The organism is Bacillus cereus group sp. MYBK108-1, assembly GCF_051917185.1.
Lineage (GTDB): Bacteria > Bacillota > Bacilli > Bacillales > Bacillaceae_G > Bacillus_A > Bacillus_A cereus.
Window position 1 is genome coordinate 45,249 of sequence record NZ_JBQAHZ010000019.1, and the last position, 26,704, is coordinate 71,952.

Genomic DNA, 26,704 nt, shown 5'->3' on the forward strand with positions numbered 1-26,704 from the left:
TACATTTTTTATTTTGTAGAAAAACATTATTGATATAGAAACATATATTGGTATAAAAGGGGGAAAAGTATGAAACATAAAGGGAAAATTAGTGGATTATTGCTTGGCAATACTGTGGCAGTTACAGAATGGATTGCACTTCAGGATGTAATTGCAAAACTGGATTCACGATCATTTTATACCGTCTTTATTATTTATATATTGCAAATGATACTAAGTTATTATTTTGGACATTGGTACGATAAAAGAGCGAACGAGCGTATGGGTATGGAAGTAGGAGGAATGGCAAGCAATGATTTTGTTGTTGATTTTTTTGGGAAAGTAGCTGCTTTATCTGAAAGAGATTCTCGTAATATTACAGTGTACATTCTTTCTGTAAAAGAATGGGAAGGATTAAAAGACACGTTGCAAGAAAAAAAGTTGGGAGTGTTAGTACAAAAATTAGAGAGTACCATTGTAAAGACAATTCGGAAGGGCGATGTTGTTACAAAGTGGGATGAAAATAAGTACGTTATTGTAGCAATTGATAATGGTCATGAAACATCAACAATAACAAAACGATTAATGAAAAATATTGAAAGTGAAATAGAAGGTGATTTACTCAGTGTCACTCTTTTATTTGGAGCAGCTAGCTATCCAGTAGAAGGAAAAACGTTTGAAGAACTGTTGAGAAAGTCGCAAAATCAATTGTACCAGTATAGAAATTTGCAAGAAAATGAGTGAAGCTTTGATTTGAAGATATATGATAGGAAGATGTTTTATTTGTAACATTTTTTTGACTTTTATTACAAAAAAACGCCACGTTTGTAATAAAAGTCTTTAAAAATATATGAAATAAGCATATAATTATGATGGTAGTGCCAATGCAATTTGCACAGTGTGTTTTATTTTAAAAGTGTAGAGGAAAGCAAGCTCTACACTTTTCCTTTTTAGGAAATGAAAAGAATATTTGTAAGTTGTTGCGAGATATCGATTGTACTGTGTAAAATGAACAAAGAGATTAATTGATAGAAAGCTGGAAAGGGAATGATAGACGTGAGAGCGGAGCGATCACCTTTTATCAGGTGAACTATTATAGTCTTATTAAGACTGAGGTGAAATTCCGTGGATATTAAAGTAATACATAGTGTGAACAGGCCTTAAAAAACACGAAGTAGTATACTTAAAGATGGATATGGAATTGCTAAATAATTCAAAAAGAATAATGTAATATCAAGTAATAATTTGTACAAACAATATTAATGATCTTCGTAAAAAAGATGCGAGTGTATAGAACAATTACATATTTTATAACTTTTTTATATTACACGATGGTCGTTTATAAGTAGGAGGAAGAGATGTTGAAATATAGTAAATTAGCAATTGTAACTACATTATCAATGATTTTATTAGCCGGTTGTTTCGGTCCGAAACCAGAAGAAGAATTATATGTAGCGTTTGAAAACGCTGCTAAACAAGAAAAAACAATGTTTGAAGATGCAAAAAAACTTGAGACTTTAGAGAAAGAAGGACAAGAATTATATAACCAGATTGTTCAAGAAGGAAAAGATAATAATCAAACTGTTAAAGAAAAACTGAATCAAGCAGTGAAAAATACAACTGAACGAGAAAAAGTGCTTACAAAAGAAAAAGAAGTTTTAAATAAAGCGCAAGAAGAAGTGAAGTCAGCTGATAAGTATGTGAAGAAAATTGAAGATAAGAAATTGAAAGATCAAGCTGATAAAGTGAAAAGCACGTATGAGAAACGCCACGATTCATTTAATAAAATGTATGACAGCTATAACAAATCTTTAAAACAAGAAAAAGAGTTATATACAATGTTACAAGATAAAGGTACTAAATTAAAAGATATTAGTGAAAAAGTAAAAGTAGTAAATCAATCTTATAAGGATATTGAGTCAGAAAAAGATAAATTTAATGAATTTACAAAGTCTTATAATACAGAAAAAGTAGCTTTTTATAAACAAGCAAATATTAAAATTAAAGAAGAGAAAAAATAAAACAGTTTGGCCTACACTTGGCCAAACTGTTTTATTTTTTTGTATAAGTACGACTATACCATGGAACAGGCTCACTTAATTTTTTTTCTTGTTTTAATGCTTCAGGACCAATATAATCTTGAAGTGTTTTTTTTGCTACTGTTAAAGATAAGGTTGTTTTCGGATTTCGATAGGAGGATTCAAGATGACCAAGATGCGGTAGAATTCGAAAATCTTCTTTCGTAGGAGGGATGTGGAAAAAATAATCGCCTAAACGTATAAGGACATCAGATTGTTGTTGGCTAAAACGTGGGTTTCTAGAAAAATGCAATCCTTCTTTAATTGCTTTTTTTTCAGCAATCAAACGTTCTAAAGCTGTCTTTTTTAACCAGTATAAATATTTAGGGTTAGTAGCTGCTTTAGCATGACGATTCACAACGAAAATAGATTGAGCTAGTCGATTAATAGAATGTTGGTTTTGTAATTGAGATTGTGGTTGTGAAGGTTTCATATTGAATCTCCTTTCAATTTTTCATTATTATACCATAAATAAAATAGGTATTTATTATACGCAAAAAGTGATTGTATATATTTTCAATATTAAAGCAATATTGTTACAAAAAACAACTATTTTGTATAATAGTAATAGAATATGTTTTTGAAATTTGATAATGAAAGAGTGAGAAGTTTGAAAGAAATATTAAAACAACAGTATGCCATTATAGATATTGGATCTAATACAATGCGTTTAGTTATTTATGAAAAGCAAAATGGAGGTTTTTATAAAGAGATTGAAAATACGAAAGTTGTTGCTAGGTTAAGGAATTACTTAATTGATGGTGTATTGAATGAAGAGGGAATAGAAGTATTATTACAGACATTATTTCAATTTCAAGAAAGTACAAGATTCCATCAGTTGCATCATGTACTTTGTGTTGCAACAGCAACAATTAGACAGTCGGAGAATCAAGAGGAAATTAAAAAGCTTGTTGAAGGACAAACGGACTTTACTCTTAGAGTATTATCAGAGTATGAGGAAGCGCGTTACGGATACTTGGCGGTTATGAATTCTACATCGTTTTCAGAAGGAATAACGGTAGATATTGGTGGGGGAAGTACGGAAGTTACATACTTTAGAAATAGAGAGATTTTAGAGTACCATAGTTTTCCTTTTGGGGCACTTTCTTTAAAGCAACAATTTATTAAAGGTGATATTCCTACTAAAGATGAGTTAGAGGGAATGCAACAGTATTTAGAGTTTCAATTTCGAACGTTACCATGGTTAATCAATAAGAAATTGCCTCTTATTGCAATTGGTGGTAGTGCTAGGAACTTAGTAAAAATCCATCAAAATTTAATATGTTATCCTATAGCAGGATTACATTTATACAAGATGAAAGAAGAAGATGTTGAAAGTGTAAAAGAGGAATTGGAAAAATTGTCGTTCATAGAACTTCAGAAATTGGAAGGATTAGCAAAAGATCGAGCAGATACGATTATTCCAGCGGTTGAAGTATTTCATACACTTGTTCATGTTATAGAGGCACCGGCATTTGTATTAAGTAGAAAAGGGTTAAGAGAAGGTGTTTTCTATGAAGAGTTGACAAAAGATTTGGGGATTTCATATTATCCGAACGTAGTTGAAGAAAGTTTGCATTTACTATCACATGAATACGAAATGGACATGGAATTTGTTATTCAACTTATTAAACATGGAAGACTAATTTGCAAACAACTTGAGGAAATAGGGCTTATTTCTATGTCAGTAAAAGACTGGGAAGTGTTCCATCAAGCTGCGAAAGTATTTAATATAGGCAAATATATAGACGAAGAAGCGAGCCGTTTACATACGTTTTATTTATTAGCGAATAAGACAATTGATGGCATGATGCATAAAGATCGAGTAAGGCTAGCGCTTATTGCATCGTATAAATCAAAAATGTTATTTAAACAACATTTATCTCCATTTGAAGGTTGGTTTGATAAAAGCGAACAAAAAAAAATCCGCCTGTTAGGAGCTGTTTTACAATTTTCAGCTACTTTAAATGTAAGGCAACGATCGCTTATTGATACCATATCTATAACAGAAAGCGAAGAGGGATTAACGTTTAAAGTTTTATGTGAACAATCGGCATTAGCAGAAAAAGTACAAGCTGAAAAACAAAAAAAACAGTTAGAAAGAGTATTAAAAACGAATATTAATTTATTATTTGAACTAAAACATTAGGTTGTACGGATGTCTTTACGAAAAATTTACACTTTGTAATATTGTAATTTGATAAAATGAAATTAACTAAATTATAGTAAAAAAGTTTCAAGGGGAAGTGTGAAGAGAATGGAATTATCGAAGGGGAATGCAGTAGATTTAAATGATACAGCTTATTACAATAATCGAGAGTTAAGCTGGCTAGCATTTAATGAACGTGTACTACAAGAAGCGCAAGATGGAAATAATCCACTTTTGGAAAGATTGAAATTCATTAGTATTTTTAGTTCGAATTTAGATGAATTCTTTATGGTACGTGTAGCGGGATTGAAGGATCAAGTGAGTGCTGGATTTAATCAGCCAGAAAATAAAGCTGGCTTAACACCAAAAAAGCAATTAAATAAAATTGCGATAAAAGCCCATGCACTAATGACAGTACAATATGATACATTTAAAAATTATATATTACCAGCGCTTGAGTTAGAGGGGATTGAACGTTTAACATTCAATGATTTGACGAAAGAGCAGCGAGAATTTATAGAAGAGTATTTTGACGAGCAAATTTTCCCGGTGTTAACTCCTGTAGCTATTGATGCATATCGCCCATTTCCAATGTTATTAAACAAAAGTTTGAATTTGGCTACTCTTTTATATGATGAGAAGCAAGCGGAAGAAGAAAACAGGACGAAGTTAGGGATTGTACAAGTTCCTTCATTACTTGAGCGCTTCATAATTTTACCGAGTGAAGGGCAAAAGCATAAATTTATTTTATTAGAAGACGTAATTAGTAGCTTTACTCATAAATTATTTACGGGATATACAGTATCATCTGTTACTCGTTTCCGTATTACACGCAATGCAGATTTAACGATTCATGAAGAAGGTGCGAGAGATTTATTAAAGGTAATTGAAAAAGAATTAAAAAAGCGTAAGTGGGGGGCTGCTGTACGTTTAGAAGTTGGGAAAGAACACATTGATGAAAGAGTATTAGCGTTATTATATGAGGTTCTGGAAGTAAAAGATGAAGATGTATATATAATGGATGGCCCATTAGATTTAACATGTTTGTTTTCTTTATATAAAAAACTAGCTCCTTTATATGAACATCTTGTATATCCAGCTTTTATTCCGCAACCGCCTCAAGATTTAGGTGATGAAGAAGATGTATTTGAAAAAGCAATTGAGCATGATATTTTATTACATCATCCTTTTGAATCATTTCAGCCGGTAGTTGATTTTGTCCGTGATGCGGCAGACGATCCGAATGTACTTGCGATTAAACAAACGTTATATCGTGTAAGTGGTGATTCACCGATTATTCAGGCGTTAAAGATAGCGGCTGAAAAGGGAAAACAAGTGACGGTATTAGTTGAATTAAAGGCAAGGTTTGATGAAGAAAACAATGTTCACTGGGCTAAAGAATTGGAACAGGCAGGCTGTCATGTTATTTACGGTGTCAGTCACTTGAAAACACATAGTAAAATTACGCTAGTTGTAAGGAGAAAAAACGGAAAAATCGAAAGGTTCGTACATCTCGGAACTGGGAACTATAATGATGCAACAGCGAAGTTATATACTGATTTTGGATATATTACATCAAGAAAAGATTTTGGGGTCGATGCAACCAATTTCTTTAATTATTTAAGTGGTTATACAACAAAGCCACATTTTCATCATTTATCGGTTGCTCCATTTGATATAAGAGAGCAATTTATGGATTTAATAGATGAAGAAATCCGTTATCATAGGCAATATGGAAATGGATATATTATCGCTAAGATGAATTCATTAACAGATAAACCGTTAATAAAAAAAATGTACGAAGCATCACAAGCTGGAGTAAAGGTAGAGCTCATTGTTCGAGGAACATGTTGCCTACGACCTGGTATTCCAAATGTAAGTGAAAATATTCGTGTAGTTAGTGTTGTTGGAAGATATTTAGAACATAGCCGTATTTATTATTTCCATCATAATGGGGAGGAAAAAATATATTTATCTTCAGCTGATTTGATGACGCGAAATATGGAGAAGCGAGTGGAAATATCTTTCCCGATATTAGATATTGAAATGAAGGCACGAATTAAGGCGATTTTACAGCTTACATTAGCTGATAATGTGAAAACACGTGAACAAAATAAAGATGGTGATTACTATTATGTTATTAATGGTAGTACAGAAGAAATTGATAGCCAAGTGAAGTTGTTTAAGATGGCGTATCAAAATACAGACGCTGAATAATGAAAAAAAGTAAAAACCTCTTATGGACATAAGAGGTTTTTACTTTTTTCTACTCATATGCTCCAAAAATGGAAGGATGAGTAGAAACAATAGTTTTATTATAAGCGTGTAATGAGATGGCTCGTTGAGAGAATAATATTTGAAAGAATCGTTACTTTAACCTAGTAATAGTATGGTTGCTGACATGGTCCACCGTAACAAGGATAAGGTGCTGGCGGCGGGAAAGGTGGTGGATAAGGTGGATAAAATGGTCGAGGGCCGAAAGCTAATGCTCCGCCGAGCAATCCACCAGCAATTCCAGCTAGAAAGGGAACGCCAAAAAACGGGAAGAAGCGTGAGTCGCCTACTGGACCAATAGGTGCTGAACGGACTGGAATTGGTTGATAATATGGATACATGAACATACCTCCTTTATTGGACTCACTTTTATCATATGGTAAACGAAACATGGATGAGCGCGTACAAGAAAGGATATGTAAGAAAATAGGCGAATTATTACGAATGTTGGAGTGTGAAAATTGTGATTTCAGGTTTTGCCATGAAACGAAATGGGACACGTGTTCTTCCGAGGCCTCGATTGACATAGAGAGTTAAATCCTGCATCGTATAGAAGCCTTCAATATAGTCTTTGGCGAGTGATGGTGTAATAATAGCCCCTAAAAAAGGAATTTGTACTTGTCCACCATGGCTATGACCAGAAAGTTGCAAGTTGATTGGATATTTGGAAATTTGCGGCGCGATATCTGGCTCGTGAACAAGAACGATGTTATAAGTATTTTGCCGTGCATGTTGTAATGTTTTCTCTATTTTTGGTTTGCCTAGTAGTATATCATCGAGACCGAAAATAGAAATTTCACTATTATCCATTAGACGAATTCTTTTTTCACTATTTAGCAATAGTTCAAATCCTGATTCACGCATGATGTGCTCATAGTATTCAGTTCCATATCCACCGTGATCATGGTTACCATAAATAGCGAATTTACCGAAGGGGGCTTGTATATTTTTTAAAATGGATGCGACGAAAGGAGTGTCAGTATACGTTTGATAATTATCAATGAGATCTCCGGTAAAAAGGACAATATCTGGATTTACAGTATTAATTTTAGAAACAACTTGAGATAAATGTTGAAGCGAGAAATAGTATCCGAGATGTAAATCGCTGAATTGAAGAATTTTCATACCATGAAAACTTTTTGGGATGAGTTGTGATTTTAATGTGTGCTGTGTAAAAGAAATGAAATGGGGTTCTATATATTTAGCATAGTAGTATCCGATGCCACTGGTTATAAATGAATAGAGACAAGTACGCATACCAATTTTTAAAAAATTTCTTCTTGTAATGTGCGTCATAAAAATATGAGTATACCTCAATGTTTTTATTCCATTTACAGGCTACTCAAATCTCCTTTCAGTTTATTTAAAAATATGCTTTACATAATAAAAAATTAGTATAGATTACGAAAAAAATGAATAAAAAGAAAGTTCTTTACATTAAAATATCAGAAAAGTTTAAAAATATAAAGATTTCTATCAAATAAAGTGATAAAATGAATGTGTATTCATTTTTTGGAGGGGATGTATGTGAAAGAAAAGGTAGTTATTATAACAGGTGGATCGAGTGGAATGGGAAAAGGAATGGCGACTCGCTTTGCAAAAGAAGGGGCACGAGTTGTTATTACAGGACGTACAAAAGAAAAACTAGAGGAAACAAAGTTGGAAATTGAACAATTTCCAGGACAAGTATTACCTGTACAAATGGATGTAAGAAATACGGATGACATTCAGAAAATGATTGAACAGATTGATGAGAAGTTTGGTCGAATTGATGTTTTAATAAATAATGCAGCTGGAAACTTTATTTGTCCAGCAGAAGATTTATCCGTGAATGGCTGGAATTCGGTCATTAATATTGTATTAAACGGTACATTTTACTGTAGCCATGCTGTCGGAAAATATTGGATTGAAAAAGGTATAAAAGGGAATATCATTAACATGGTAGCAACATATGCATGGGATGCAGGTCCAGGAGTTATTCATTCGGCTGCAGCGAAGGCAGGAGTATTAGCGATGACGAAGACGCTCGCTGTTGAGTGGGGACGTAAATATGGAATACGAGTTAACGCTATCGCTCCAGGACCAATTGAACGTACGGGCGGTGCTGATAAATTATGGATTTCAGAAGAAATGGCTAAGCGTACGATACAAAGTGTTCCGCTTGGAAGGCTGGGTACGCCAGAAGAAATCGCTGGTCTAGCTTATTATTTATGCTCAGATGAAGCTGCGTACATAAATGGAACTTGCATGACAATGGATGGAGGACAACATTTACATCAATATCCATTTTAAAAGGGATAAAAAAATGAATGTTTGATTCATTTTTTTACGGTTAAATGTGACGGAATTGTGACATATGAAAGAAAAGTGTTTACAAGAGGTCATATATACGTTATATTTAAGACCTCTTTTTTCTTCATAGTAGAATTGCTAATTCCCCTTAGCATTTTACCCCTCTAATCCCTTCAGGAAAACTGAAGGGATTTTTTATTATTTTTCCGTAAATATCATGTTATAATTTTTGAAAAGTAAAGGGAGGGAAGCACGTTGATAGATGCATTAGATGTAATGAGTAACTTGGATAAAGTCCTTCCTTATTATCAAGCTATTTTTAGTGCTGATGAGCATACTGTAATTGGATATGAAGTAGTAGGACGTATTCAAACAGAAGAGGGCATACAAAGTTTAGCTTCTTTCTTTCACGATGATTCGATTCCAAGTGAATTTCAACTGGAAGCGGATAATATTATAGTAGAAAAAGCTTTAAATCGTTATTTAGAAAGCGATCAAAAATTATTATTATTTATACATCGGAATGCTAATGTATTAATGAATGATGATGATGAAAGCTTGCTTCAACTTTTATTGAGGTATGAAGAACAAGGTTTAAATTTAAAACAAATTGTTTTAGAGATTACAGAGCATGAATGTAAAGAAGATATAGAGCAATTTAATCATTTGCTTATGTATTATCGTACATATGGTATTCAAATTTCGATTAATAAAGTCGGAACGGGTACAAGTAATTTAGAGCGTATTAGCGTGTTAGCACCTGATATTTTAAAAGTAGATTTAACGAACTTAAGGCAAACAGCACTTTTACAATCTTATCAAGATATTTTATATTCTTTATCATTACTTGCTAGAAGAATTGGTGCAACTTTATTATATGAAGAAATAGATGCTTTTTATCAACTGCAATATGCTTGGAAGAACGGCGGAAGATATTATCAAGGTAATTATTTAAAAGAATGTTTACCTGATTTTATTGAAACGAATGTTTTGAAAGAGCGACTAGGTAATGAATGTCATCAGTTTATTCAGCATGAAAAGAAGAAGTTACAAAAAATTTATAATTTAACAGAGATGTTACGCGATCGCATTGGCGATGTTTTATCAAAACAAAAAAAGAATGAAGATATAAATGATTGGTTATTACAATTTAGTCAAAGTGTATCACAGTGTAGTTTTCGTATATTTATTTGTAATGAAGATGGTTTCCAACAATCAGGAAATGTTATGAAAAAAGATGGAGAATGGATTGTGATGCCGGATTATTATATGAAGAACTGGAGCTGGCGCCCGTATTTTCTCGAGAATATAATGAAAATGCGTTTTGAGAATAAGGCGAGGCTTTCAGATTTATATGCAGATATTGAAACGGGAGAAATGGTACGAACATTTTCTTTCCCGATTGATGATGACAACTTTTTATTTATAGATTTATCTTATGAATATTTATATGAAGAAGATGTTTTATTTTAATGCACGAAGAGATTCGTGCATTTTTTGTTTGTTTTTATCATAAATTGGTAATAGTGAAAATGGTGATGAAAATGCTGTCTATCGTTGTAAAGATTTTACGAACGAAATCTGTCCTTTCTTTGCATAATCATTGTTACAATGAATACTACAAAGACAAGTTCTTTTAAAAGGAAGGTGAAAAAATGAGGAAATATGGAATATGGCTTGTTCTATTTGTATGTGTTGCCTTTCTAGTTGGTTATAGTGTTACGACTGTTTTAGGAAAAGAGGAAGTGGAAGTCGATCGGAAAGAAGTATTTACAACGATACAAAAAGGCTATGAAACCCAGTTTTCAATTCGTGGGAAGCATTTGCCGATGAATAAGATGATAGAGACGTTATCACCGTATTTTACAGATAATTTCCTTCAAGTATTTACAGATGAAAATAGCAGAAGTGATAAACAAAGTGGTGAATATTTACTTCCGGCAAAAGAAGCACCGTTTTCTTTTAATTCAGAAACGAAAATGTCGTATGATGAAGAACATAAAAATTTATATGTATATGAGCGGACAAAAAGTGGACAATATCAAATTGTAACATTGAAAAGGGATCAAGATAAATGGAAGTTAGCAGGATATCATGAAAGTCAGGAACTTTTAACTGAAATAAAAAGGTTGCAACAATTATAAAGTGAAACTTTTAATCAGTGGGTGGGAGTTTTACTACCTACAAATAGCGGGATAAGAATAGGAATAGGTATTTACCTATTCCTATTCTATATTGAGTAGTTGTTGTAACTTTTCAATTTGAAAACCTGCAACTACTTCGCCATCAATTACGACTGTTGGAGTTGAATAAGAATCATAGTCGTATAAAAGACGATTGCGAGCAGCAGCGTCTTTTTTTACGTCAAATTCTTCATATGCAACGTTATTATGCTTCAAAAATTCTTTTACAATAACACATGGCGGACAATCGGGTTGTGTATAAATCTCAATTTTTTTCATTGTAATTCCTCCTTTTTTCTGTTTTTTATTATATTCTTCCAGTATAAAAACCGCAATAATGAAGGAGAAATATGTTCTTTCTGTTTTTTCCTTCGCATTTCGACAAATTTTTAGTTGAGTTTCTGGCCAATAACCTTTATCCTAGAGTGTGGAACATTTTTTCTGTTATGACGGATAGAATGAGTATAGCTGTAAAACCTATTGGTAGGAAGATCAGAGAAAGGAGAGATTTCATGTCTCTACTCCAAGGAATTTTAACTCGACTTGTTAGTCTACAAGAACAAGCTGAAAGCGGTGAAGTAGCACAACGCTATTTTGAAGTGAACGGTGAGCGCAAATGTAGCGTGAAATTTTTCGATAAAAGTGAAATGTATGAGTTAGAAGTGTATCAACAAGGTGAAAAACCTCAAGTATATCAATTCGATAATATCGACATGGTTGCAATTGAGATTTACGATATCATTTCTTGATACATATAAAAAAGGTACTGCCACATGGCAGTACCTTTTTTAGTTCTATTACTTTCCAGCGTAATGTATAGAAGTTTTTTATTTTTCCTACAATGGTATTAAAATGAAAATTTAATCCGTGCAAGTTTGCTTATCCATGTGGATAATTAGTCCCGTCAACCGGGTGAATATGTGAAGCTAAACTTCTCACTATCGCTGGGTTTTGCAAATAGCGGGAGAAATATAACTAGGAGGTTATCGTATGGAACGTTTACCAGTTGTGATTTGTCCTAATTGTCAAAGTTCTGCTGAGATTATTCATGTATTAACGGCTCAATCTAATCAAAATGTAATTTATACGTGCCAAGTTTGTCACTTTGTAATTCGAAATATTGAAACGAATAAAGGATAGGAAGTTATAATTTTAGTTTTTGTCCCATACAATGAGAATACGAAAAGTCTGTCTAATTGAAAGGACGTGACTCTGTGGACGGTGCACATAAATTTTACAATGTTTCAGAGAGACATTTAAATTTTGATATGGTCTTTAACCGTATTTGTAGTTTCATTGAAAAGGATCCGCGAAATTTGTATCGATTATCCATTGGGACAGACTCGCAAGCGCATCAAAAGGATACGAGGTTTATTACAGCAATCCATATTCATCGTGTTGGAAAAGGTGCCTGGGGTTGTTTACACCATAAATCAGTAAAAGATAAGCCAGCGACCTTACGTGAGAAAATATATTTAGAAACGCAGTTTAGTCAAGAAATCGCATGTCTATTTACGCCTACTCATATACAAACAATATGGGAGTTATTGCATCCTTATGCTCAAGATGGGGCTGGATTCATAATGGAAATTCATTTAGACATTGGGAATGATGGCTTAACAAAAGAATTTATTTTAGATATGACAGAAAAAATTCGAGCGATGGGATTAACTGCAAAAATTAAGCCGGATGCTTATGCGGCGTTTAGCTATGCAAATCGATATACGAAATGATTTTTTTGTATGTGTACGATTGTTACATATCTTTAAATAAAAACTGAATATTACATCTATTAAATAGGTTGAATTTTTTATATAATAAGAGTAACGATGCGAGTGTAAGGAGAGGGGTATATGCAAAGGGAAGTTGTTTTAACGAAGGAAGAAGAAAGTTTACTACTAGATATTTTATTTCAGCAAAATTACGCAAGTGAAATTTTAGCTGTGGAACTTACAGATATTGAGAATGGTTTGAAACAGACAGATGTGATGCAATATAAAAAAATCACAAGGTTATTTTACAGATTAAAAAATAAAGGGTATTAAGCGCTACCGGAATGGTAGTCTTTTTTTTGTGCGGTATGCTAAAATAGCTGTGTGATTGTATTTTTATTGAAATAAATTTAGGACAAAATAATAATATGAAAACGCTGTCATAAAATGTGAATAGAGTTGTGAACATAAGCAGGAAAAAGGGAAAATGGGGGATGTAATATGATTAGTATTCCGAAAGACGAATTTCAACAAATTCTTGTGAAGGATTTAATGATTTCATCGGAAAAAGTAGCTCATGTCCAAATTGGAAATAGTTTAGAACATGCTTTACTCGTTCTTGTAAAATCTGGATATTCAGCGATACCTGTCTTAGATCCAATGTATAAACTACATGGTTTGATTAGTACTGCCATGATATTAGATGGTATGTTAGGATTAGAACGTATTGAGTTTGAAAGGCTCGATGATATGAAAGTAGAGCAGGTGATGAAAGAAGATATACCTGTTCTTAAATTAGACGATTCATTTGCAAAAGCTTTAGAAATGACAATTGATCATCCTTTTATTTGCGCTGTTAATGAAGAAGGCTATTTTGAGGGGATTTTAACACGTCGGGCTATTTTAAAATTGTTGAATAAGAAAGTAAGGCAACATAATCGATAAAGTGAAAAAAGTGACTTCATAGAAACGAAGAAGTCACTTTTTTTTCGTGCATATCACTTGTGTATGTATTATATTTAAAAAGACATAAAACATAAGGAAAGTTTGTGCTGGACAATTGTATTTTCTGAATGAAAGCATTCGGGTAAATTAAGGATGAAAAGCTTATTGAAATAAGGTGTATGGAAGCTAAGGAAAGAGGGAGAAAGTTGCAAATTGATGATTTTCAAATGATGGTTGTGTTAGCTCAGGAATCAAATATGAGAAAAGCGGCGGAACGTTTATTTGTTTCCCAACCTGCGCTGAGTCAACGATTACAATCTATGGAGAAACAATGGGGAATGAAGTTTTTTATTCGCTCACAAAAAGGATTGACAATTACACCTGAAGGGGAAAAAGTTGCAAATTATGCCAAAGAAATGTTGCAAAGGGAAGAAGATATAAAAAGTGAGCTGGCTGTTTTCAGAACGGAAACTCATGGAACGTTAAAAATAGCTGTTGCATCAGTTATTGGTCAATATTGGCTCCCTCCTGTTTTGAAAAAGTTTGTGCATAAATATCCTTCTGTAAAGATATCGCTGTTTACTGGATGGAGTAGTGAAGTGCAAAAGCAGTTTTATGAAGGAGACGTGCATGTTGCTATACTGAGGGGAACACAAGAATATAAAGGTCAGAAGCAACAATTATTTGAAGATGAACTGTATTTAGTTGATAAAGAAATAAAAGATATTTCGATGTTAAAAGAAACAAATAGGCCGTTCATTCAATTTAAAAGTGACTCGACTTATTATGGACAAATACAAAATTGGTGGTATGGTTTATTTTCTAATCCGCCTAAGCGAACGATTGTAGTTGACCAAATTGAAACATGTAAACAACTTGTTTTAAATGGTATAGGTTATGCCCTTTTACCTTCTACTGTTTTAAAGGAAGTACAGGAAAATATGTATAAAACACCTGTTCAACTGACGAGAGAAACATGGTTGTTAACAAGTGACTCGGCAAGGCAGTTGAAGCAAGTACAAGCATTTTTAGAAATTATAGAAGAAATTCAAAGGGGAAAATAAGATTATTATCTTGCTACTCGCTCTTTCGTTTGGTAGAGTAACATTATAAATGGATTTAGGAGGCAACAAGAATGAAAATGATGGACGCTAACGAAATTATTTCGTTTATTCAAAAAAGTGAAAAGAAAACTCCTGTAAAGGTATACATAAAAGGGGATTTAAAAGAAGTAACATTCCCTGAAACAGTACAAGCATTTGTGAATAAAAAATCAGGTGTATTATTCGGAGAATGGTCTGAAATTAAGACAATTCTTGATGAGAATAATAAGCACATCGTTGACTACGTTGTAGAAAACGATCGTCGTAATTCTGCAATCCCAATGCTTGATTTAAAAGGTATTAAAGCTCGCATCGAGCCAGGTGCTATTATTCGTGACCATGTTGAAATTGGTGACAACGCTGTAATTATGATGAATGCAACAATTAACATTGGTGCTGTAATTGGTGAAGGTTCTATGATCGACATGAACGCAGTACTTGGTGGACGTGCAACAGTCGGTAAAAACTGTCACGTAGGTGCAGGTGCTGTACTTGCAGGTGTTATTGAGCCACCTTCTGCAAAACCAGTTATCGTTGAAGATGATGTAGTAATCGGTGCAAATGTAGTTGTTTTAGAGGGTGTTACAGTAGGTAAAGGTGCAGTTGTAGCAGCGGGAGCTGTTGTAACAGAAGATGTGCCTCCATACACAGTTGTTGCAGGTACTCCAGCACGTGTAATTAAAGAAATTGATGAGAAGACAAAAGCAAAAACAGAAATTAAACAAGAGCTTCGTCAATTAAACCCAGAGAAATAAAAAGTAAAAAAAGCGTAAGAGCGTAAATGGGCTCTTACGCTTTTTATAGATAGAGGTGCAAAAATGACAGTAAGCAAATTTGTCCAAATTCGTAGAGATCTACATAGAATTCCAGAAATCGGATTTAAGGAATGGAAAACACAACAGTATATTTTAGATTATATAGGAACACTTTCTCATGAATTTGTGGAAGTGAAGACATGGAAAACGGGTGTAATCGTTAAAGTAAATGGAAAAAATCCCGAAAAAATAATAGGTTATCGTGCAGATATAGACGGTTTACCAATTACAGAGGAAACTGGATACGAGTTTGCTTCTATTCATGAAGGAATGATGCATGCATGTGGCCATGATGTACATACAACAATCGGTTTAGGCCTTCTAACGAAAGCTGTGAGCGAAAGAATAGATGATGACCTTGTATTTCTATTCCAGCCAGCAGAAGAAGGACCAGGCGGTGCTCTTCCTATGTTAGAAAGTGAAGAGTTAAAAGAATGGAAACCAAATATAATTCTTGGTCTTCATATTGCACCAGAATACGCTGTGGGGACAATTGCAACGAAAGAAGGACTGTTATTTGCCAATACTTCAGAATTATATATTGATTTAAAAGGGAAAGGTGGCCATGCTGCCTATCCACATACTGCAAATGACATGATTGTTGCAGCGAGTCATCTTGTTACACAGCTACAATCCGTTATTAGTCGCAATGTAAATCCTCTTGATAGTGCAGTAATTACAATCGGGAAAATTACTGGTGGTACGGTTCAAAATATTATTGCAGAAAAATCTCGTTTAGAAGGAACGATTCGAACATTATCAGTGGAATCAATGAAGCGTGTGAAAAGCAGAATTGAGTCAATTGTTGCAGGTATCGAAGCTTCTTTCCAGTGTGAGGCGATTATAGATTACGGAGCAATGTATCATCAAGTATATAACCATGAAGAGTTAACGAGAGAGTTTATGGAATTTGTACATAAACAAACTGATATGAATGTTATTACATGTACTGAGGCAATGACGGGTGAAGATTTTGGTTATATGCTTCGAGAAATCCCTGGATTTATGTTTTGGCTTGGAGTAAATTCAGAATATGGTTTACATCATGCAAAATTAAAACCAGACGAAGAAGTGATTGAAAAGGCAATTACATTTTTAAGCCAATATGTAAAGTGGAAAGGGAATAGAAAATAAAACTTCCACTTTCTTGAAGGTTCCAAAAAACTTTTTGTTCTGAGGTGTAAGTAACGCTCGTATAGATTGATTTTAGACATTGACATACAAATGGAAGAATTAAAGTTAATTGTACTGTTTTAATAATGAGCAGGGGGGTTAGCCACTGCTCATTATTAATTATTTGACTAACTTATATATGTTTACTTTTAGTATGAAAAGTGTGTAAAATCAATGTGAAACATAGAAAAAAGGGTGGGGAATTACGTGCAAATTAGCAGTGCGATTTTATGTTTCGTCTTATATGCGTACGTTATTATTGCGGCGGTTTATTTTGGGATAAGTTTTTATGCCTATCGTCTAGTAGATAATAATGAATATGACGAAACATACAAATGGGTGAAGAGATATTTATCACCTGTACTAGAAATTATGAATGGGTTTGTGCTCTTTTTATTTATTGGATTAATTGCTTTTTCAACGAGTTTAGTAGGGAATAAAACTACGTTATTTGTATTGGGTATCATTATTTTTATGTTGTTAGGAATAAGGATTGGTAATACGGTCTTTTGGAATGAAAGAAAAGTAGATGGTTGGACGGGAATGTTAATTCCGTGCATGTTAGCTGCAATCGTGACAAATATAGAGCATGAATATTATCAATTACATTTTTGGCTTATTATCGTTTTAACAATTCTTTCTGTTTTGTATATAAGCACAGTAGTACTAACATATATTGCACATGAAAAAGGAGATGTTAAAGGCACTCGTTTCTTTAGAGGACGGGCATTATTTTGGAGTGTGCCGACGATGGTAGTTATCGCGCTTATTGCGATATTAGTAAATGGATATCAATTTTCTAATTGGCAACTATTTTTAGAAAATTGGTGGATCTTTATCTTTTCGTTTATTGCTTTTTTAGGTGCAACGCATTATTTATTCCATCAACATCATTACATATGGGCGTTGTTATTTGCATTCACACAGCTTCTATTTGCCTTTTTTGGTCAAGAAACATTATTATTCGTTTTTGAAACATTTAGTTCTTTTGGAAATATATTTGTATTTGCTATGCTACTTGTTGGTATCGCTTTTTACTTGCAACAATATTTTTATATACAAAAACAAAAATAAGAGCTAATTACAGTTTTTGTGACGCATATAAAGTGTGTTACACTGAAAATAAATAGTACTTGAAGTTATTGGAGGAATTCCCGTGGGTGAGAAAGAAAAAGAATTTGCTGTCATTGGACTTGGTCGCTTTGGTGGAAGTATTTGCCGAGAACTAGCTCAATTAGGAATGGAAGTAATGGCAATCGATTCAGATGAGGATAAAATTAATGAATTTGCAAATATAGCTTCGCATGCTGTAATTGCAGATTCAACAGATGAGATGGTATTAAAAAGCCTTGGTATTCGAAATTTTGATCACGTAGTCGTTGCTATTGGAGATAATTTAAATTCAAGTATTTTAACGACTTTGATTTTGAAAGAGTTGGGTGTAAAAAATATTACTGTAAAAGCTCAAAATGATTATCATGAAAAAGTGTTAAGTAAAATAGGTGCAGATCATATTGTGCATCCAGAACGTGATATGGGAAAAAGGATTGCTAATAATATTGCATCAAGCAATGTGCTAGACTACCTTGAGCTTTCAGATGAGCATAGTATTGTAGAGATTATTGCGAATAAAAAAATTGATGGGCACTCTTTAATTGAATTAGATATTCGTGCGAAGTTTGGATTGAATATTGTAGCAATTAAACGAGGCAAAGAAGTTATCGTATCCCCTCGAGCTACGGAGAATATTCAAGCAGGAGATATATTAATTGTCATTGGTCATGACGATGAAGTGGATCGATTTAAACACTTTTTAAGATAAGAGAAAAGAAAAGGACAATGCCTTCATGGCATTGTCCTTTTTCTTATATTTCCATAATGATTGGTAAAATCATTGGACGGCGTTTCGTTTTCTCATATAGGAATGGAGCTAATGTGTCTGTAATTTCATTTTTAATTTCAGACCATTGTGTTGTTTTACGCTCCATTACTTTTTCTAAATGAGTTGTAATTAATGTTTGTGCATCATTGATTAAATCGCTACTTTCACGCATGTAAACGAAACCGCGTGAGATGATATCAGGTCCTGCTGCAACTTTAAATTCTTTCATATCAATGCTTACAACTACAATTACAAGTCCTTCTTCAGAAAGGATACGACGATCGCGTAATACGATATTGCCAATATCTCCAATACCGTTTCCATCAATGTAGACCGAACCAGATGGGATTTTTCCAGCTACGCTAGCTTCATCCGAACGTAAAGCAAGAACATCGCCATTATCCATAATGAAGCAATTTTCTTCAGGGATGCCACAATCATTTGCTATGTTCATGTGCATACGCTGCATACGATATTCACCATGAATTGGCATGAAGTACTTCGGTTTAATTAGACGTAACATTAACTTTTGTTCTTCTTGTCCACCGTGTCCACTTGTATGGATATTTGAAAGTTTCCCATGAATTACATCAGCGCCAGCGCGGTACAACATGTTAATTGTACGACTTACGCTAATTGTATTTCCTGGAATTGGTGAAGAAGAGAAAACAACTGTATCTCCAGGAATAATTTGAATTTGGCGGTGTGTACCGTTTGCAATACGTGAAAGTGCTGCCATCGGTTCACCTTGACTACCTGTACATAAAATAACAACTTTATTAGCTGGTAAGCGGTTTAGTTGAGATGCATCTATGAATGTATCTTTCGGGCAACGAATATAACCAAGGTTTTGTCCAATTTCAATCGCTGCTTCCATACTTCGACCAAACACAGCTACTTTACGGTTGTTTTCAACAGCAGCTTCAACAACTTGTTGTAAGCGGTGAATATTTGATGCAAAGGTTGCGAATATAATCCGTCCTTCTACTTTACGGAAAATGTCTTGAATGCTATCACCAACGCGACGCTCAGACATAGTAAAGTTTGGAACTTCACTGTTCGTACTATCAGATAATAGACATAGTACGCCATCTTTACCGATTTCAGCCATTTTTGTTAAATCAGCTGGTTCACCAACTGGTGTGAAGTCAAATTTGAAGTCACCTGTATGAACGACTTGACCTTGAGGTGTTTTCACAACAACGCCGTACGAATCTGGAATACTGTGAGTTGTACGGAAGAAGGATACAGACGTTTTTTTGAATTTAATAACGTCATCTTCTTGAATCTCGTAAAGTTTTGCTTTACGAAGTAAGCCGTGTTCTTCTAGTTTGTTTTTGATGAGTGCAATTGCTAATTTTCCGCCGTAAATTGGAATGTTCACTTGACGTAATAGGTAAGGGATTCCGCCGATATGATCTTCGTGACCATGTGTAATGAATAACCCTTTAATTTTATCTTCGTTTCGCACAAAATAAGTGTAGTCTGGTATTACATAATCGATTCCGAGAAGTTCGTCCTCTGGAAATTTAATTCCAGCATCAATTATAATAATTTCATCTTGAAATTGAACAGCGTATGTATTTTTACCGATTTCACCAAGCCCACCGAGAGCAAATACAGCAACTTGGTCGTTTTTTAGAAATTTCATATCGCTATACGATTTCCGCTAATGTTAAATCAGCGTTTTCTTTTTCATATTCAAGATGAGCGCCAGTAACAGACTGAACAAACTCGATATTATATGCGAACTTATTTAATTTTGTACGAACATCCTTTTCAGACGTAGCCTCTAAATATAAAACTTTTGTATTTTCACGTACTGGAACCTCAGTTAATTTTTCTTGATAAAATACTTTAAAAATCATTTGGAAAACCTCTCCTTGTCTATGTTTTGCATTATCTGTTACTTATTATAAAGCAAACAGTCACGATTTTCATGTTTTTTCGAATGAGAATGAAGAAAAAGCCCGAAATGGGCACAATTTAAGCGACTGTCTTTTTACGGACTAGACCATTTAAATAACGCTTGAGCTTTTTCTTCAGCTTCTTCAGCATGATTACTCCTTCCTTTCCTTATTTTAAACATGCCTATTACTAGTGAAAACTCTATCTCTGATATAAGAGATAGGACAAAAGTGAATGGTGAATCTTGTCCTTTCCCATACAGTGAAAGTTATTCTATAGTAACGATTAGTAGCCGTTAGTTATAGGTATAGTATGAGGAAGAATGGAAAAGAAAATTCATACGAACAAGTATCCACATGTTTTACTAATATATATATGCAAAGTTTACAAATAAGGTCAGAAAGGGAACGCTTTCTTCACAGATGTTTAATATGTTATACTTTTTTTTAGAATTTGAAAAGTGATATTCAAAATAGGAATATAGAGTGCCAGAAAGGATTTTGACAAATGAATGATAAAATTGTCTTTTTTGATATTGATGGAACATTATTAGATCATGATAAAAAAATTCCGCAATCTACACGAGATGCAGTAAAACAGTTACAAGAAAAAGGTGTACATGTAGCAATTGCGACAGGGCGCGCGCCATTTATGTTCGAAGATATTCGTAAGGAACTTGATATACATAATTATGTTAGTTTTAATGGACAATATGTTGTCTTTGAAGATGAGGTAATATTTAATAATCCGTTACATCCAGATGCTTTACATAAGTTTACTCAGTTTGCAAAACAAGAAGGATATCCACTTGTATATCTTGACCATCAAGATATGAGAGCATCAGTGGAATATCATGATTATGTGAAAGAAGGCTTTGGAAGCTTAAACTTTGAGCATCCAGCATATGAGCCTAATTTTTATGAGGAACGTAATATTTATCAAACACTACTTTTTTGTGAAGTAAATGAAGAGGAAAAGTTTATTAATCATTATCCAGATTTTCATTTTATTCGTTGGCATGCATATTCAATGGATATCATTCCGAATGGTGGTTCTAAGGCAAAAGGAATTGAGAAATACATTGAAAAGTTAGGTTTTAATCGTGATCAAGTGTATGCATTTGGAGATGGCTTAAATGATTTAGAAATGATCGAAGCCGTTGGCACAGGTATTGTGATGGGAAATGGCCATGAAGACTTGAAAAAACTTGCAAATCATGTGACAAAGGATGTTAATGAAGACGGTATATATCATGGACTAAAGTGGGCTGGATTGCTATAAGTGAATATGGAACCCATTTCATAATAAAAAGGCGGAAGATTAACTTCCGCCTTTTTATTATTATCGCTCTAGAGGTTTGGAATCATCAGGAGCGGCAAAAGGATTTTCTTTATTGATATGGTCATAGAACATAACGCCATTTAAATGGTCAATCTCGTGCTGAAATACGATTGCTGGTAAACCTTTTAAACGTAATTTTACTTCTTCTCCGTTAATAGAAGTTGCTTTTACTGTAATTCTTGTATAACGAGGAACATAACCAGGTACTTCGCGGTCTACAGATAGACAGCCTTCACCACCCTGTAAATATGTACGTTCAACAGAATGGCTAATGATTTTTGGATTGAATAATGCATGGCTATATAATGTACCATCCGCATCGGTTACATGAACTGCAATCATTTTTTTTGAAACACCGATTTGCGGAGCCGCTAATCCGATTCCAGGGCGTAAACTATATTTTTCAGCCATTTCAGGATCTTGGCTATTTATTACGAATTCAATCATTTCTTTTAAGGTAGTTGTATCTTCTTCGCTTGCCGGTAAGGACACCTCTTCTGCAACGTTGCGCAAAATAGGATCTCCTTCGCGAATAACATCTTTCATTGTAAGCATATGTAATCTCTCCTTTCCTCTTTAGTCTACCAAAGGAGATGGAAAAAGTCATCGGCAAGAAAGGGAAGGCATTTTGGAAATCGTTCTATTATAGAGTAGTTATGTATGTGGTAAACAGAAAAAGACGGCAAAGCCGTCTTTTTCTTTCCATAGTTGTTTCGTTTTACAATTAGCGAATGCAAGCAGCACCAACGATAATTAAAAGAATAAACAACACAACGATTAAGGCGAAGCCGCGTCCAGACCCGCCACAAGAACCGCCATAACCGTAGGAAGGATATGAACAAGTTGGATAGCAATATGAGTATCCGTACATGAGATGACCTCCTTTATCATTTCCCGCTAATACTGCGGTTACTATAATGTATGGAAGAGAGGGTAGAAATGTATAGGTATTTACCTAAAAAAGGAAGAGTAGTTTGTATATTTTTGTTACGAAGAGAGAAAAACTAAAGAGAATTAAATCGTTTACATATTATTCTAAGAGAAAAAATAAGTGAAAAAGGGAATAATATAACAGTAGGTCAATGCTTACTAATACAGATGTAAAAAATAAAAACACGTTTGTGTAGTAGAAACCTGCATATTATTTATAAAAAAACGTATTCAAAGTAATTGACATCGTAATTAGAATAGTTGTAAACTAAAAAACGTGATCAAGATTGTATTAATATGTTTCTGAAAAAACATTAGTACAGATTGTTAGGTACACAAAATTATTCTCAACCGACATACAAACATGTTGGTTTACATCGTTGCGCTTTTTAAACTGGAAAATAGCCAGTGAAAGCGTTTCAGAATATGGTTCAAGAGAGGAAGAGGTGAACGGAATGGGTACTAAAACAAAAAAGACCCTATTTAATGTTGATGAGCAAATGAAAGCTATCGCAGCTCAATTTGAAACATTACAAATTTTAAATGAAAACGGTGAAGTTGTGAATGAAGCAGCTATGCCTGAATTATCTGATGATCAATTAAAAGAATTAATGCGTCGTATGGTGTATACTCGCGTATTAGATCAACGTTCTATTTCTTTAAACCGTCAAGGACGTTTAGGTTTCTACGCACCTACAGCTGGACAAGAAGCTTCTCAATTAGCAAGTCATTTCGCACTTGAAGCAGAAGACTTCATCTTACCAGGATACCGTGATGTACCACAATTAGTATGGCACGGATTACCATTATACCAAGCATTCTTATTCTCTCGTGGACACTTCATGGGTAACCAAATGCCTGAGAATGTAAATGCATTAGCTCCACAGATCATTATCGGTGCGCAAATCATCCAAACTGCTGGTGTTGCGTTAGGTATGAAACTACGTGGTAAAAAATCTGTTGCAATTACTTACACTGGTGACGGTGGTGCTTCACAAGGTGACTTCTACGAAGGTATGAACTTTGCAGGTGCATTCAAAGCTCCAGCAATCTTCGTTGTTCAAAACAACCGTTATGCAATCTCTACTCCAGTAGAAAAGCAATCTGCAGCTAAAACTGTAGCACAAAAAGCAGTAGCAGCAGGTATTTACGGAATTCAAGTAGACGGTATGGATCCATTAGCTGTATACGCAGCAACTGCTTTCGCTCGTGAGCGCGCAGTAAATGGCGAAGGCCCTACTTTAATCGAGACTTTAACATTCCGTTACGGTCCACATACAATGGCTGGTGATGACCCAACTCGTTACCGTACAAAAGATATCGAAAACGAATGGGAACAAAAAGACCCAATCGTACGCTTCCGTAAGTTCTTAGAAGCTAAAGGCCTATGGTCTCAAGAAGTTGAAGAGACAGTAATCGAAGAAGCAAAAGAAGATATCAAACAAGCAATTGCTAAGGCTGACCAAGCTCCAAAACAAAAAGTAACTGATTTAATGGAAATCATGTACGAAAAAATGCCTTACAACTTAGCTGAACAATATGAAATCTACAAAGAAAAGGAGTCGAAGTAAGCCATGGCTCAAATGACAATGATTCAAGCAATCACTGATGCTTTACGCGTTGAAATGAAAAATGACCCTAACGTACTTGTATTTGGTGAAGACGTTGGTGTAAACGGCGGTGTATTCCGTGCTACTGAAGGTTTACAAGCTGAATTTGGTGAAGATCGTGTAATGGATACTCCACTTGCAGAGTCTGGTATTGGTGGACTTGCAGTTGGTCTTGCACTTGAAGGATTCCGTCCAGTTCCAGAAATCCAATTCTTCGGTTTCGTTTATGAAGTAATGGATTCAATTTCTGGTCAATTAGCTCGTATGCGTTACCGTTCTGGTGGACGTTGGACTGCTCCAGTAACAGTTCGTTCTCCATTCGGTGGTGGTGTTCATACTCCTGAACTTCATGCTGATAGCTTAGAAGGATTAGTGGCTCAACAACCTGGTCTAAAAGTTGTTATTCCATCTACTCCATACGATGCTAAAGGTCTTTTAATCTCTGCGATTCGTGACAACGATCCAGTTATCTACTTAGAGCATATGAAATTGTACCGTTCATTCCGTCAAGAGGTACCAGAAGGTGATTACACAATTGATTTAGGTAAAGCTGATATCAAACGTGAAGGTACAGATGTATCTGTTATCGCTTACGGTGCTATGGTTCACGCTTCATTAAAAGCTGCTGAAGAACTTGAAAAAGAAGGTATCTCTTTAGAGGTTGTTGACTTACGTACAGTTCAACCATTAGATATCGAAACAATCATCGCTTCTGTTGAAAAAACAGGTCGCGTAGTTGTAGTTCAAGAAGCTCAAAAACAAGCTGGTATTGCAGCTAACGTTGTAGCGGAAATTAACGACCGTGCAATCTTAAACTTAGAAGCTCCAGTTGTACGTGTTGCAGCTGCTGATACAGTATTCCCATTCTCTCAAGCAGAGAGCGTATGGTTACCAAACCACAAAGATATTGTTGAAGCTGTAAACAAAGTAATGAACTTCTAATTTTTAGCTTTTCATGTGCAAAAGAAATCAGCACATGCTGGTTTCTTTTGTACATATTCCATAATAATGAAATGAATCAGGGGGCTGAATTCCGTGGCATTTGAATTTAAACTACCAGATATCGGTGAAGGTATCCACGAAGGTGAAATCGTAAAATGGTTTATTAAACCAGGCGATGAAGTAAACGAAGACGATGTACTTCTTGAAGTACAAAATGATAAAGCAGTAGTAGAAATCCCTTCTCCTGTTAAAGGTAAAGTACTTGAAGTACTTGTAGAAGAAGGAACAGTTGCAATCGTAGGAGATACATTAATTAAATTTGATGCTCCTGGATACGAAAACCTTAAATTTAAAGGTGACGATCATGATGAAGCTCCAAAAGCTGAAGAAGCAGCAGTAGAAGCTCCAGCAGCGGAAGCTACTCCAGCAGCAACTGCAGAAGTAGTAAATGAGCGCGTAATCGCTATGCCATCTGTTCGTAAATACGCTCGTGAAAAAGGTGTAGACATTCATAAAGTAGCTGGTACTGGTAAGAATGGCCGTATCGTAAAAGCTGACATCGATGCATTTGCAAATGGTGGACAAACTGTAGCAGCAACTGAGGCTCCAGCAGCAGTAGAAGCTACTCCAGCAGCAGCGAAAGAAGAAGCACCAAAAGCACAACCAATCCCAGCTGGTGAATATCCAGAAACTCGTGAGAAAATGAGTGGTATCCGTAAAGCGATTGCGAAAGCAATGGTTAACTCTAAACACACAGCTCCTCACGTAACATTAATGGACGAAGTAGATGTAACAGAACTTGTTGCTCACCGTAAGAAGTTCAAAGCAGTAGCAGCTGACAAAGGTATTAAATTAACTTACCTTCCGTACGTTGTTAAAGCTTTAACATCTGCATTACGTGAATACCCAATGTTAAACACTTCTTTAGACGATGCATCTCAAGAAGTAGTTCATAAACATTACTTCAATATCGGTATCGCAGCTGATACAGACAAAGGTCTATTAGTACCAGTTGTTAAAGATACAGATCGTAAGTCTATCTTCACAATCTCTAACGAGATCAATGATCTTGCTGGTAAAGCACGTGAAGGTCGTCTAGCTCCAGCTGAAATGAAAGGTGCTTCTTGCACAATTACAAACATTGGTTCTGCAGGTGGACAATGGTTCACTCCAGTTATCAACCACCCAGAAGTAGCAATCCTTGGTATCGGCCGTATCGCTGAAAAACCAGTTGTGAAAAACGGTGAGATCGTTGCAGCTCCAGTATTAGCATTATCTCTAAGCTTTGACCATCGTTTAATTGACGGTGCAACTGCTCAAAAAGCGTTAAACCAAATTAAACGTCTATTGAATGACCCACAATTATTAGTAATGGAGGCGTAATAACA

Annotated in this window: 29 protein-coding genes; 21 read left to right on the plus strand and 8 right to left on the minus strand. The window is 34.6% G+C overall.

Annotated features, from left to right (window positions below; all coding sequences use genetic code 11):
• Window positions 1–69 precede the first annotated feature (69 nt).
• Entirely contained in the window at window positions 70–723 is a 654-nt protein-coding gene (locus tag ACTFSL_RS21870; protein WP_000680811.1) for a diguanylate cyclase domain-containing protein, read from the plus strand.
• Window positions 724–1,337: 614 nt separating this feature from the next.
• Window positions 1,338–2,000, plus strand: coding sequence for a YkyA family protein (locus ACTFSL_RS21875; RefSeq protein WP_000922498.1), 663 nt, complete (start codon window positions 1,338–1,340; stop codon window positions 1,998–2,000).
• Between the two features lie 31 nt (window positions 2,001–2,031).
• Here the strand turns inward: ACTFSL_RS21875 and ACTFSL_RS21880 are convergent, their stop codons facing one another.
• Complete coding sequence (locus ACTFSL_RS21880) at window positions 2,032–2,490, minus strand: YkyB family protein (RefSeq protein WP_000804864.1); 459 nt, start codon at window positions 2,488–2,490, stop codon at window positions 2,032–2,034.
• A 141-nt stretch (window positions 2,491–2,631) separates the two neighbouring features.
• On the opposite strand from ACTFSL_RS21880, the gene ACTFSL_RS21885 reads away from it, so the two are divergent.
• Together ACTFSL_RS21885 and ACTFSL_RS21890 are read left to right on the plus strand one after the other, a co-directional pair.
• Entirely contained in the window at window positions 2,632–4,206 is a 1,575-nt protein-coding gene (locus ACTFSL_RS21885; RefSeq protein WP_002198132.1) for a Ppx/GppA family phosphatase, read from the plus strand.
• A 108-nt stretch (window positions 4,207–4,314) separates the two neighbouring features.
• Entirely contained in the window at window positions 4,315–6,423 is a 2,109-nt protein-coding gene (locus tag ACTFSL_RS21890; RefSeq protein ID WP_000423547.1) for a polyphosphate kinase, read from the plus strand.
• A 161-nt stretch (window positions 6,424–6,584) separates the two neighbouring features.
• On the opposite strand, the gene ACTFSL_RS21895 is transcribed toward ACTFSL_RS21890, so the two are convergent.
• Window positions 6,585–6,821 (minus strand): hypothetical protein, encoded by a 237-nt coding sequence (locus ACTFSL_RS21895; RefSeq protein ID WP_000283738.1) that lies wholly within the window; start codon window positions 6,819–6,821, stop codon window positions 6,585–6,587.
• A gap of 97 nt (window positions 6,822–6,918) precedes the next feature.
• Window positions 6,919–7,776: a metallophosphoesterase gene (locus ACTFSL_RS21900; protein ID WP_440042401.1), complete on the minus strand. Its 858-nt coding sequence runs from the start codon at window positions 7,774–7,776 to the stop codon at window positions 6,919–6,921.
• A 231-nt stretch (window positions 7,777–8,007) separates the two neighbouring features.
• Here ACTFSL_RS21900 and fadH point away from each other — a divergent pair, with 231 nt between their 5' ends.
• The 3 genes from fadH to ACTFSL_RS21915 all read left to right on the plus strand — a co-directional run bounded on the left by fadH (window position 8,008) and on the right by ACTFSL_RS21915 (window position 10,916).
• A complete protein-coding gene (gene fadH, locus ACTFSL_RS21905) occupies window positions 8,008–8,772 on the plus strand; it encodes a 2,4-dienoyl-CoA reductase (protein ID WP_000660913.1) in 765 nt (254 codons plus the stop codon).
• 255 nt (window positions 8,773–9,027) lie between these two features.
• The gene (locus tag ACTFSL_RS21910) at window positions 9,028–10,245 is read left to right on the plus strand and encodes an EAL domain-containing protein (protein WP_000564306.1); all 1,218 of its coding nucleotides are present in this window, start codon (window positions 9,028–9,030) and stop codon (window positions 10,243–10,245) included.
• Window positions 10,246–10,427: 182 nt separating this feature from the next.
• The gene (locus ACTFSL_RS21915) at window positions 10,428–10,916 is read left to right on the plus strand and encodes a DUF3993 domain-containing protein (RefSeq protein ID WP_001233804.1); all 489 of its coding nucleotides are present in this window, start codon (window positions 10,428–10,430) and stop codon (window positions 10,914–10,916) included.
• Window positions 10,917–10,997: 81 nt separating this feature from the next.
• Here the strand turns inward: ACTFSL_RS21915 and ACTFSL_RS21920 are convergent, their stop codons facing one another.
• On the minus strand, window positions 10,998–11,234 hold the full coding sequence (locus ACTFSL_RS21920; RefSeq protein WP_119683876.1) for a glutaredoxin family protein: 237 nt from the start codon (window positions 11,232–11,234) through the stop codon (window positions 10,998–11,000).
• A gap of 233 nt (window positions 11,235–11,467) precedes the next feature.
• Here ACTFSL_RS21920 and ACTFSL_RS21925 point away from each other — a divergent pair, with 233 nt between their 5' ends.
• From ACTFSL_RS21925 to ACTFSL_RS21970, 10 genes are all read left to right on the plus strand, one after another.
• A complete protein-coding gene (locus ACTFSL_RS21925) occupies window positions 11,468–11,704 on the plus strand; it encodes a YkuJ family protein (protein WP_000055151.1) in 237 nt (78 codons plus the stop codon).
• 241 nt (window positions 11,705–11,945) lie between these two features.
• Window positions 11,946–12,095: a hypothetical protein gene (locus ACTFSL_RS21930; RefSeq protein ID WP_000440540.1), complete on the plus strand. Its 150-nt coding sequence runs from the start codon at window positions 11,946–11,948 to the stop codon at window positions 12,093–12,095.
• 74 nt (window positions 12,096–12,169) lie between these two features.
• A complete protein-coding gene (locus ACTFSL_RS21935) occupies window positions 12,170–12,688 on the plus strand; it encodes a ribonuclease H-like YkuK family protein (protein WP_000348488.1) in 519 nt (172 codons plus the stop codon).
• A 120-nt stretch (window positions 12,689–12,808) separates the two neighbouring features.
• Complete coding sequence (abbA, locus tag ACTFSL_RS21940) at window positions 12,809–13,000, plus strand: antirepressor AbbA (RefSeq protein ID WP_001188692.1); 192 nt, start codon at window positions 12,809–12,811, stop codon at window positions 12,998–13,000.
• 168 nt (window positions 13,001–13,168) lie between these two features.
• Window positions 13,169–13,612, plus strand: a complete 444-nt coding sequence (gene cbpB, locus ACTFSL_RS21945; protein WP_000623579.1) for a cyclic-di-AMP-binding protein CbpB — start codon at window positions 13,169–13,171, stop codon at window positions 13,610–13,612.
• A gap of 179 nt (window positions 13,613–13,791) precedes the next feature.
• Window positions 13,792–14,676, plus strand: a complete 885-nt coding sequence (locus tag ACTFSL_RS21950) for a LysR family transcriptional regulator (RefSeq protein ID WP_002026259.1) — start codon at window positions 13,792–13,794, stop codon at window positions 14,674–14,676.
• 71 nt (window positions 14,677–14,747) lie between these two features.
• The gene (gene dapD, locus ACTFSL_RS21955) at window positions 14,748–15,470 is read left to right on the plus strand and encodes a 2,3,4,5-tetrahydropyridine-2,6-dicarboxylate N-acetyltransferase (RefSeq protein WP_000783241.1); all 723 of its coding nucleotides are present in this window, start codon (window positions 14,748–14,750) and stop codon (window positions 15,468–15,470) included.
• A 63-nt stretch (window positions 15,471–15,533) separates the two neighbouring features.
• Window positions 15,534–16,664 (plus strand): N-acetyldiaminopimelate deacetylase, encoded by a 1,131-nt coding sequence (locus ACTFSL_RS21960; RefSeq protein WP_000218672.1) that lies wholly within the window; start codon window positions 15,534–15,536, stop codon window positions 16,662–16,664.
• Window positions 16,665–16,910: 246 nt separating this feature from the next.
• Complete coding sequence (locus ACTFSL_RS21965; protein ID WP_001167324.1) at window positions 16,911–17,777, plus strand: cytochrome c oxidase assembly protein; 867 nt, start codon at window positions 16,911–16,913, stop codon at window positions 17,775–17,777.
• Window positions 17,778–17,859: 82 nt separating this feature from the next.
• Window positions 17,860–18,525 (plus strand): potassium channel family protein, encoded by a 666-nt coding sequence (locus ACTFSL_RS21970; RefSeq protein WP_000504032.1) that lies wholly within the window; start codon window positions 17,860–17,862, stop codon window positions 18,523–18,525.
• Window positions 18,526–18,568: 43 nt separating this feature from the next.
• On the opposite strand, the gene rnjA is transcribed toward ACTFSL_RS21970, so the two are convergent.
• Complete coding sequence (rnjA, locus tag ACTFSL_RS21975) at window positions 18,569–20,236, minus strand: ribonuclease J1 (RefSeq protein WP_000670377.1); 1,668 nt, start codon at window positions 20,234–20,236, stop codon at window positions 18,569–18,571.
• A gap of 4 nt (window positions 20,237–20,240) precedes the next feature.
• Window positions 20,241–20,453: a DNA-dependent RNA polymerase subunit epsilon gene (locus ACTFSL_RS21980; RefSeq protein WP_000576435.1), complete on the minus strand. Its 213-nt coding sequence runs from the start codon at window positions 20,451–20,453 to the stop codon at window positions 20,241–20,243.
• A gap of 547 nt (window positions 20,454–21,000) precedes the next feature.
• Between ACTFSL_RS21980 and ACTFSL_RS21985 the strand changes: the two genes are divergently transcribed.
• On the plus strand, window positions 21,001–21,774 hold the full coding sequence (locus ACTFSL_RS21985) for a Cof-type HAD-IIB family hydrolase (RefSeq protein ID WP_000998268.1): 774 nt from the start codon (window positions 21,001–21,003) through the stop codon (window positions 21,772–21,774).
• Window positions 21,775–21,834: 60 nt separating this feature from the next.
• On the opposite strand, the gene def is transcribed toward ACTFSL_RS21985, so the two are convergent.
• Together def and ACTFSL_RS21995 are read right to left on the minus strand one after the other, a co-directional pair.
• On the minus strand, window positions 21,835–22,389 hold the full coding sequence (gene def, locus ACTFSL_RS21990; RefSeq protein ID WP_000957048.1) for a peptide deformylase: 555 nt from the start codon (window positions 22,387–22,389) through the stop codon (window positions 21,835–21,837).
• A 169-nt stretch (window positions 22,390–22,558) separates the two neighbouring features.
• The gene (locus tag ACTFSL_RS21995; protein WP_000274562.1) at window positions 22,559–22,705 is read right to left on the minus strand and encodes a YjcZ family sporulation protein; all 147 of its coding nucleotides are present in this window, start codon (window positions 22,703–22,705) and stop codon (window positions 22,559–22,561) included.
• 514 nt (window positions 22,706–23,219) lie between these two features.
• On the opposite strand from ACTFSL_RS21995, the gene pdhA reads away from it, so the two are divergent.
• From pdhA to pdhC, 3 genes are all read left to right on the plus strand, one after another.
• On the plus strand, window positions 23,220–24,335 hold the full coding sequence (pdhA, locus tag ACTFSL_RS22000; protein WP_000536895.1) for a pyruvate dehydrogenase E1 component subunit alpha: 1,116 nt from the start codon (window positions 23,220–23,222) through the stop codon (window positions 24,333–24,335).
• A 3-nt stretch (window positions 24,336–24,338) separates the two neighbouring features.
• Window positions 24,339–25,316 carry a pyruvate dehydrogenase complex E1 component subunit beta gene (gene pdhB, locus ACTFSL_RS22005; protein WP_440042404.1) on the plus strand — a complete coding sequence of 326 codons (978 nt, stop codon included), beginning with the start codon at window positions 24,339–24,341 and terminating at the stop codon, window positions 25,314–25,316.
• A gap of 93 nt (window positions 25,317–25,409) precedes the next feature.
• Window positions 25,410–26,699, plus strand: coding sequence for a pyruvate dehydrogenase complex dihydrolipoyllysine-residue acetyltransferase (pdhC, locus tag ACTFSL_RS22010; RefSeq protein WP_000863419.1), 1,290 nt, complete (start codon window positions 25,410–25,412; stop codon window positions 26,697–26,699).
• Window positions 26,700–26,704: the final 5 nt, after the last annotated feature.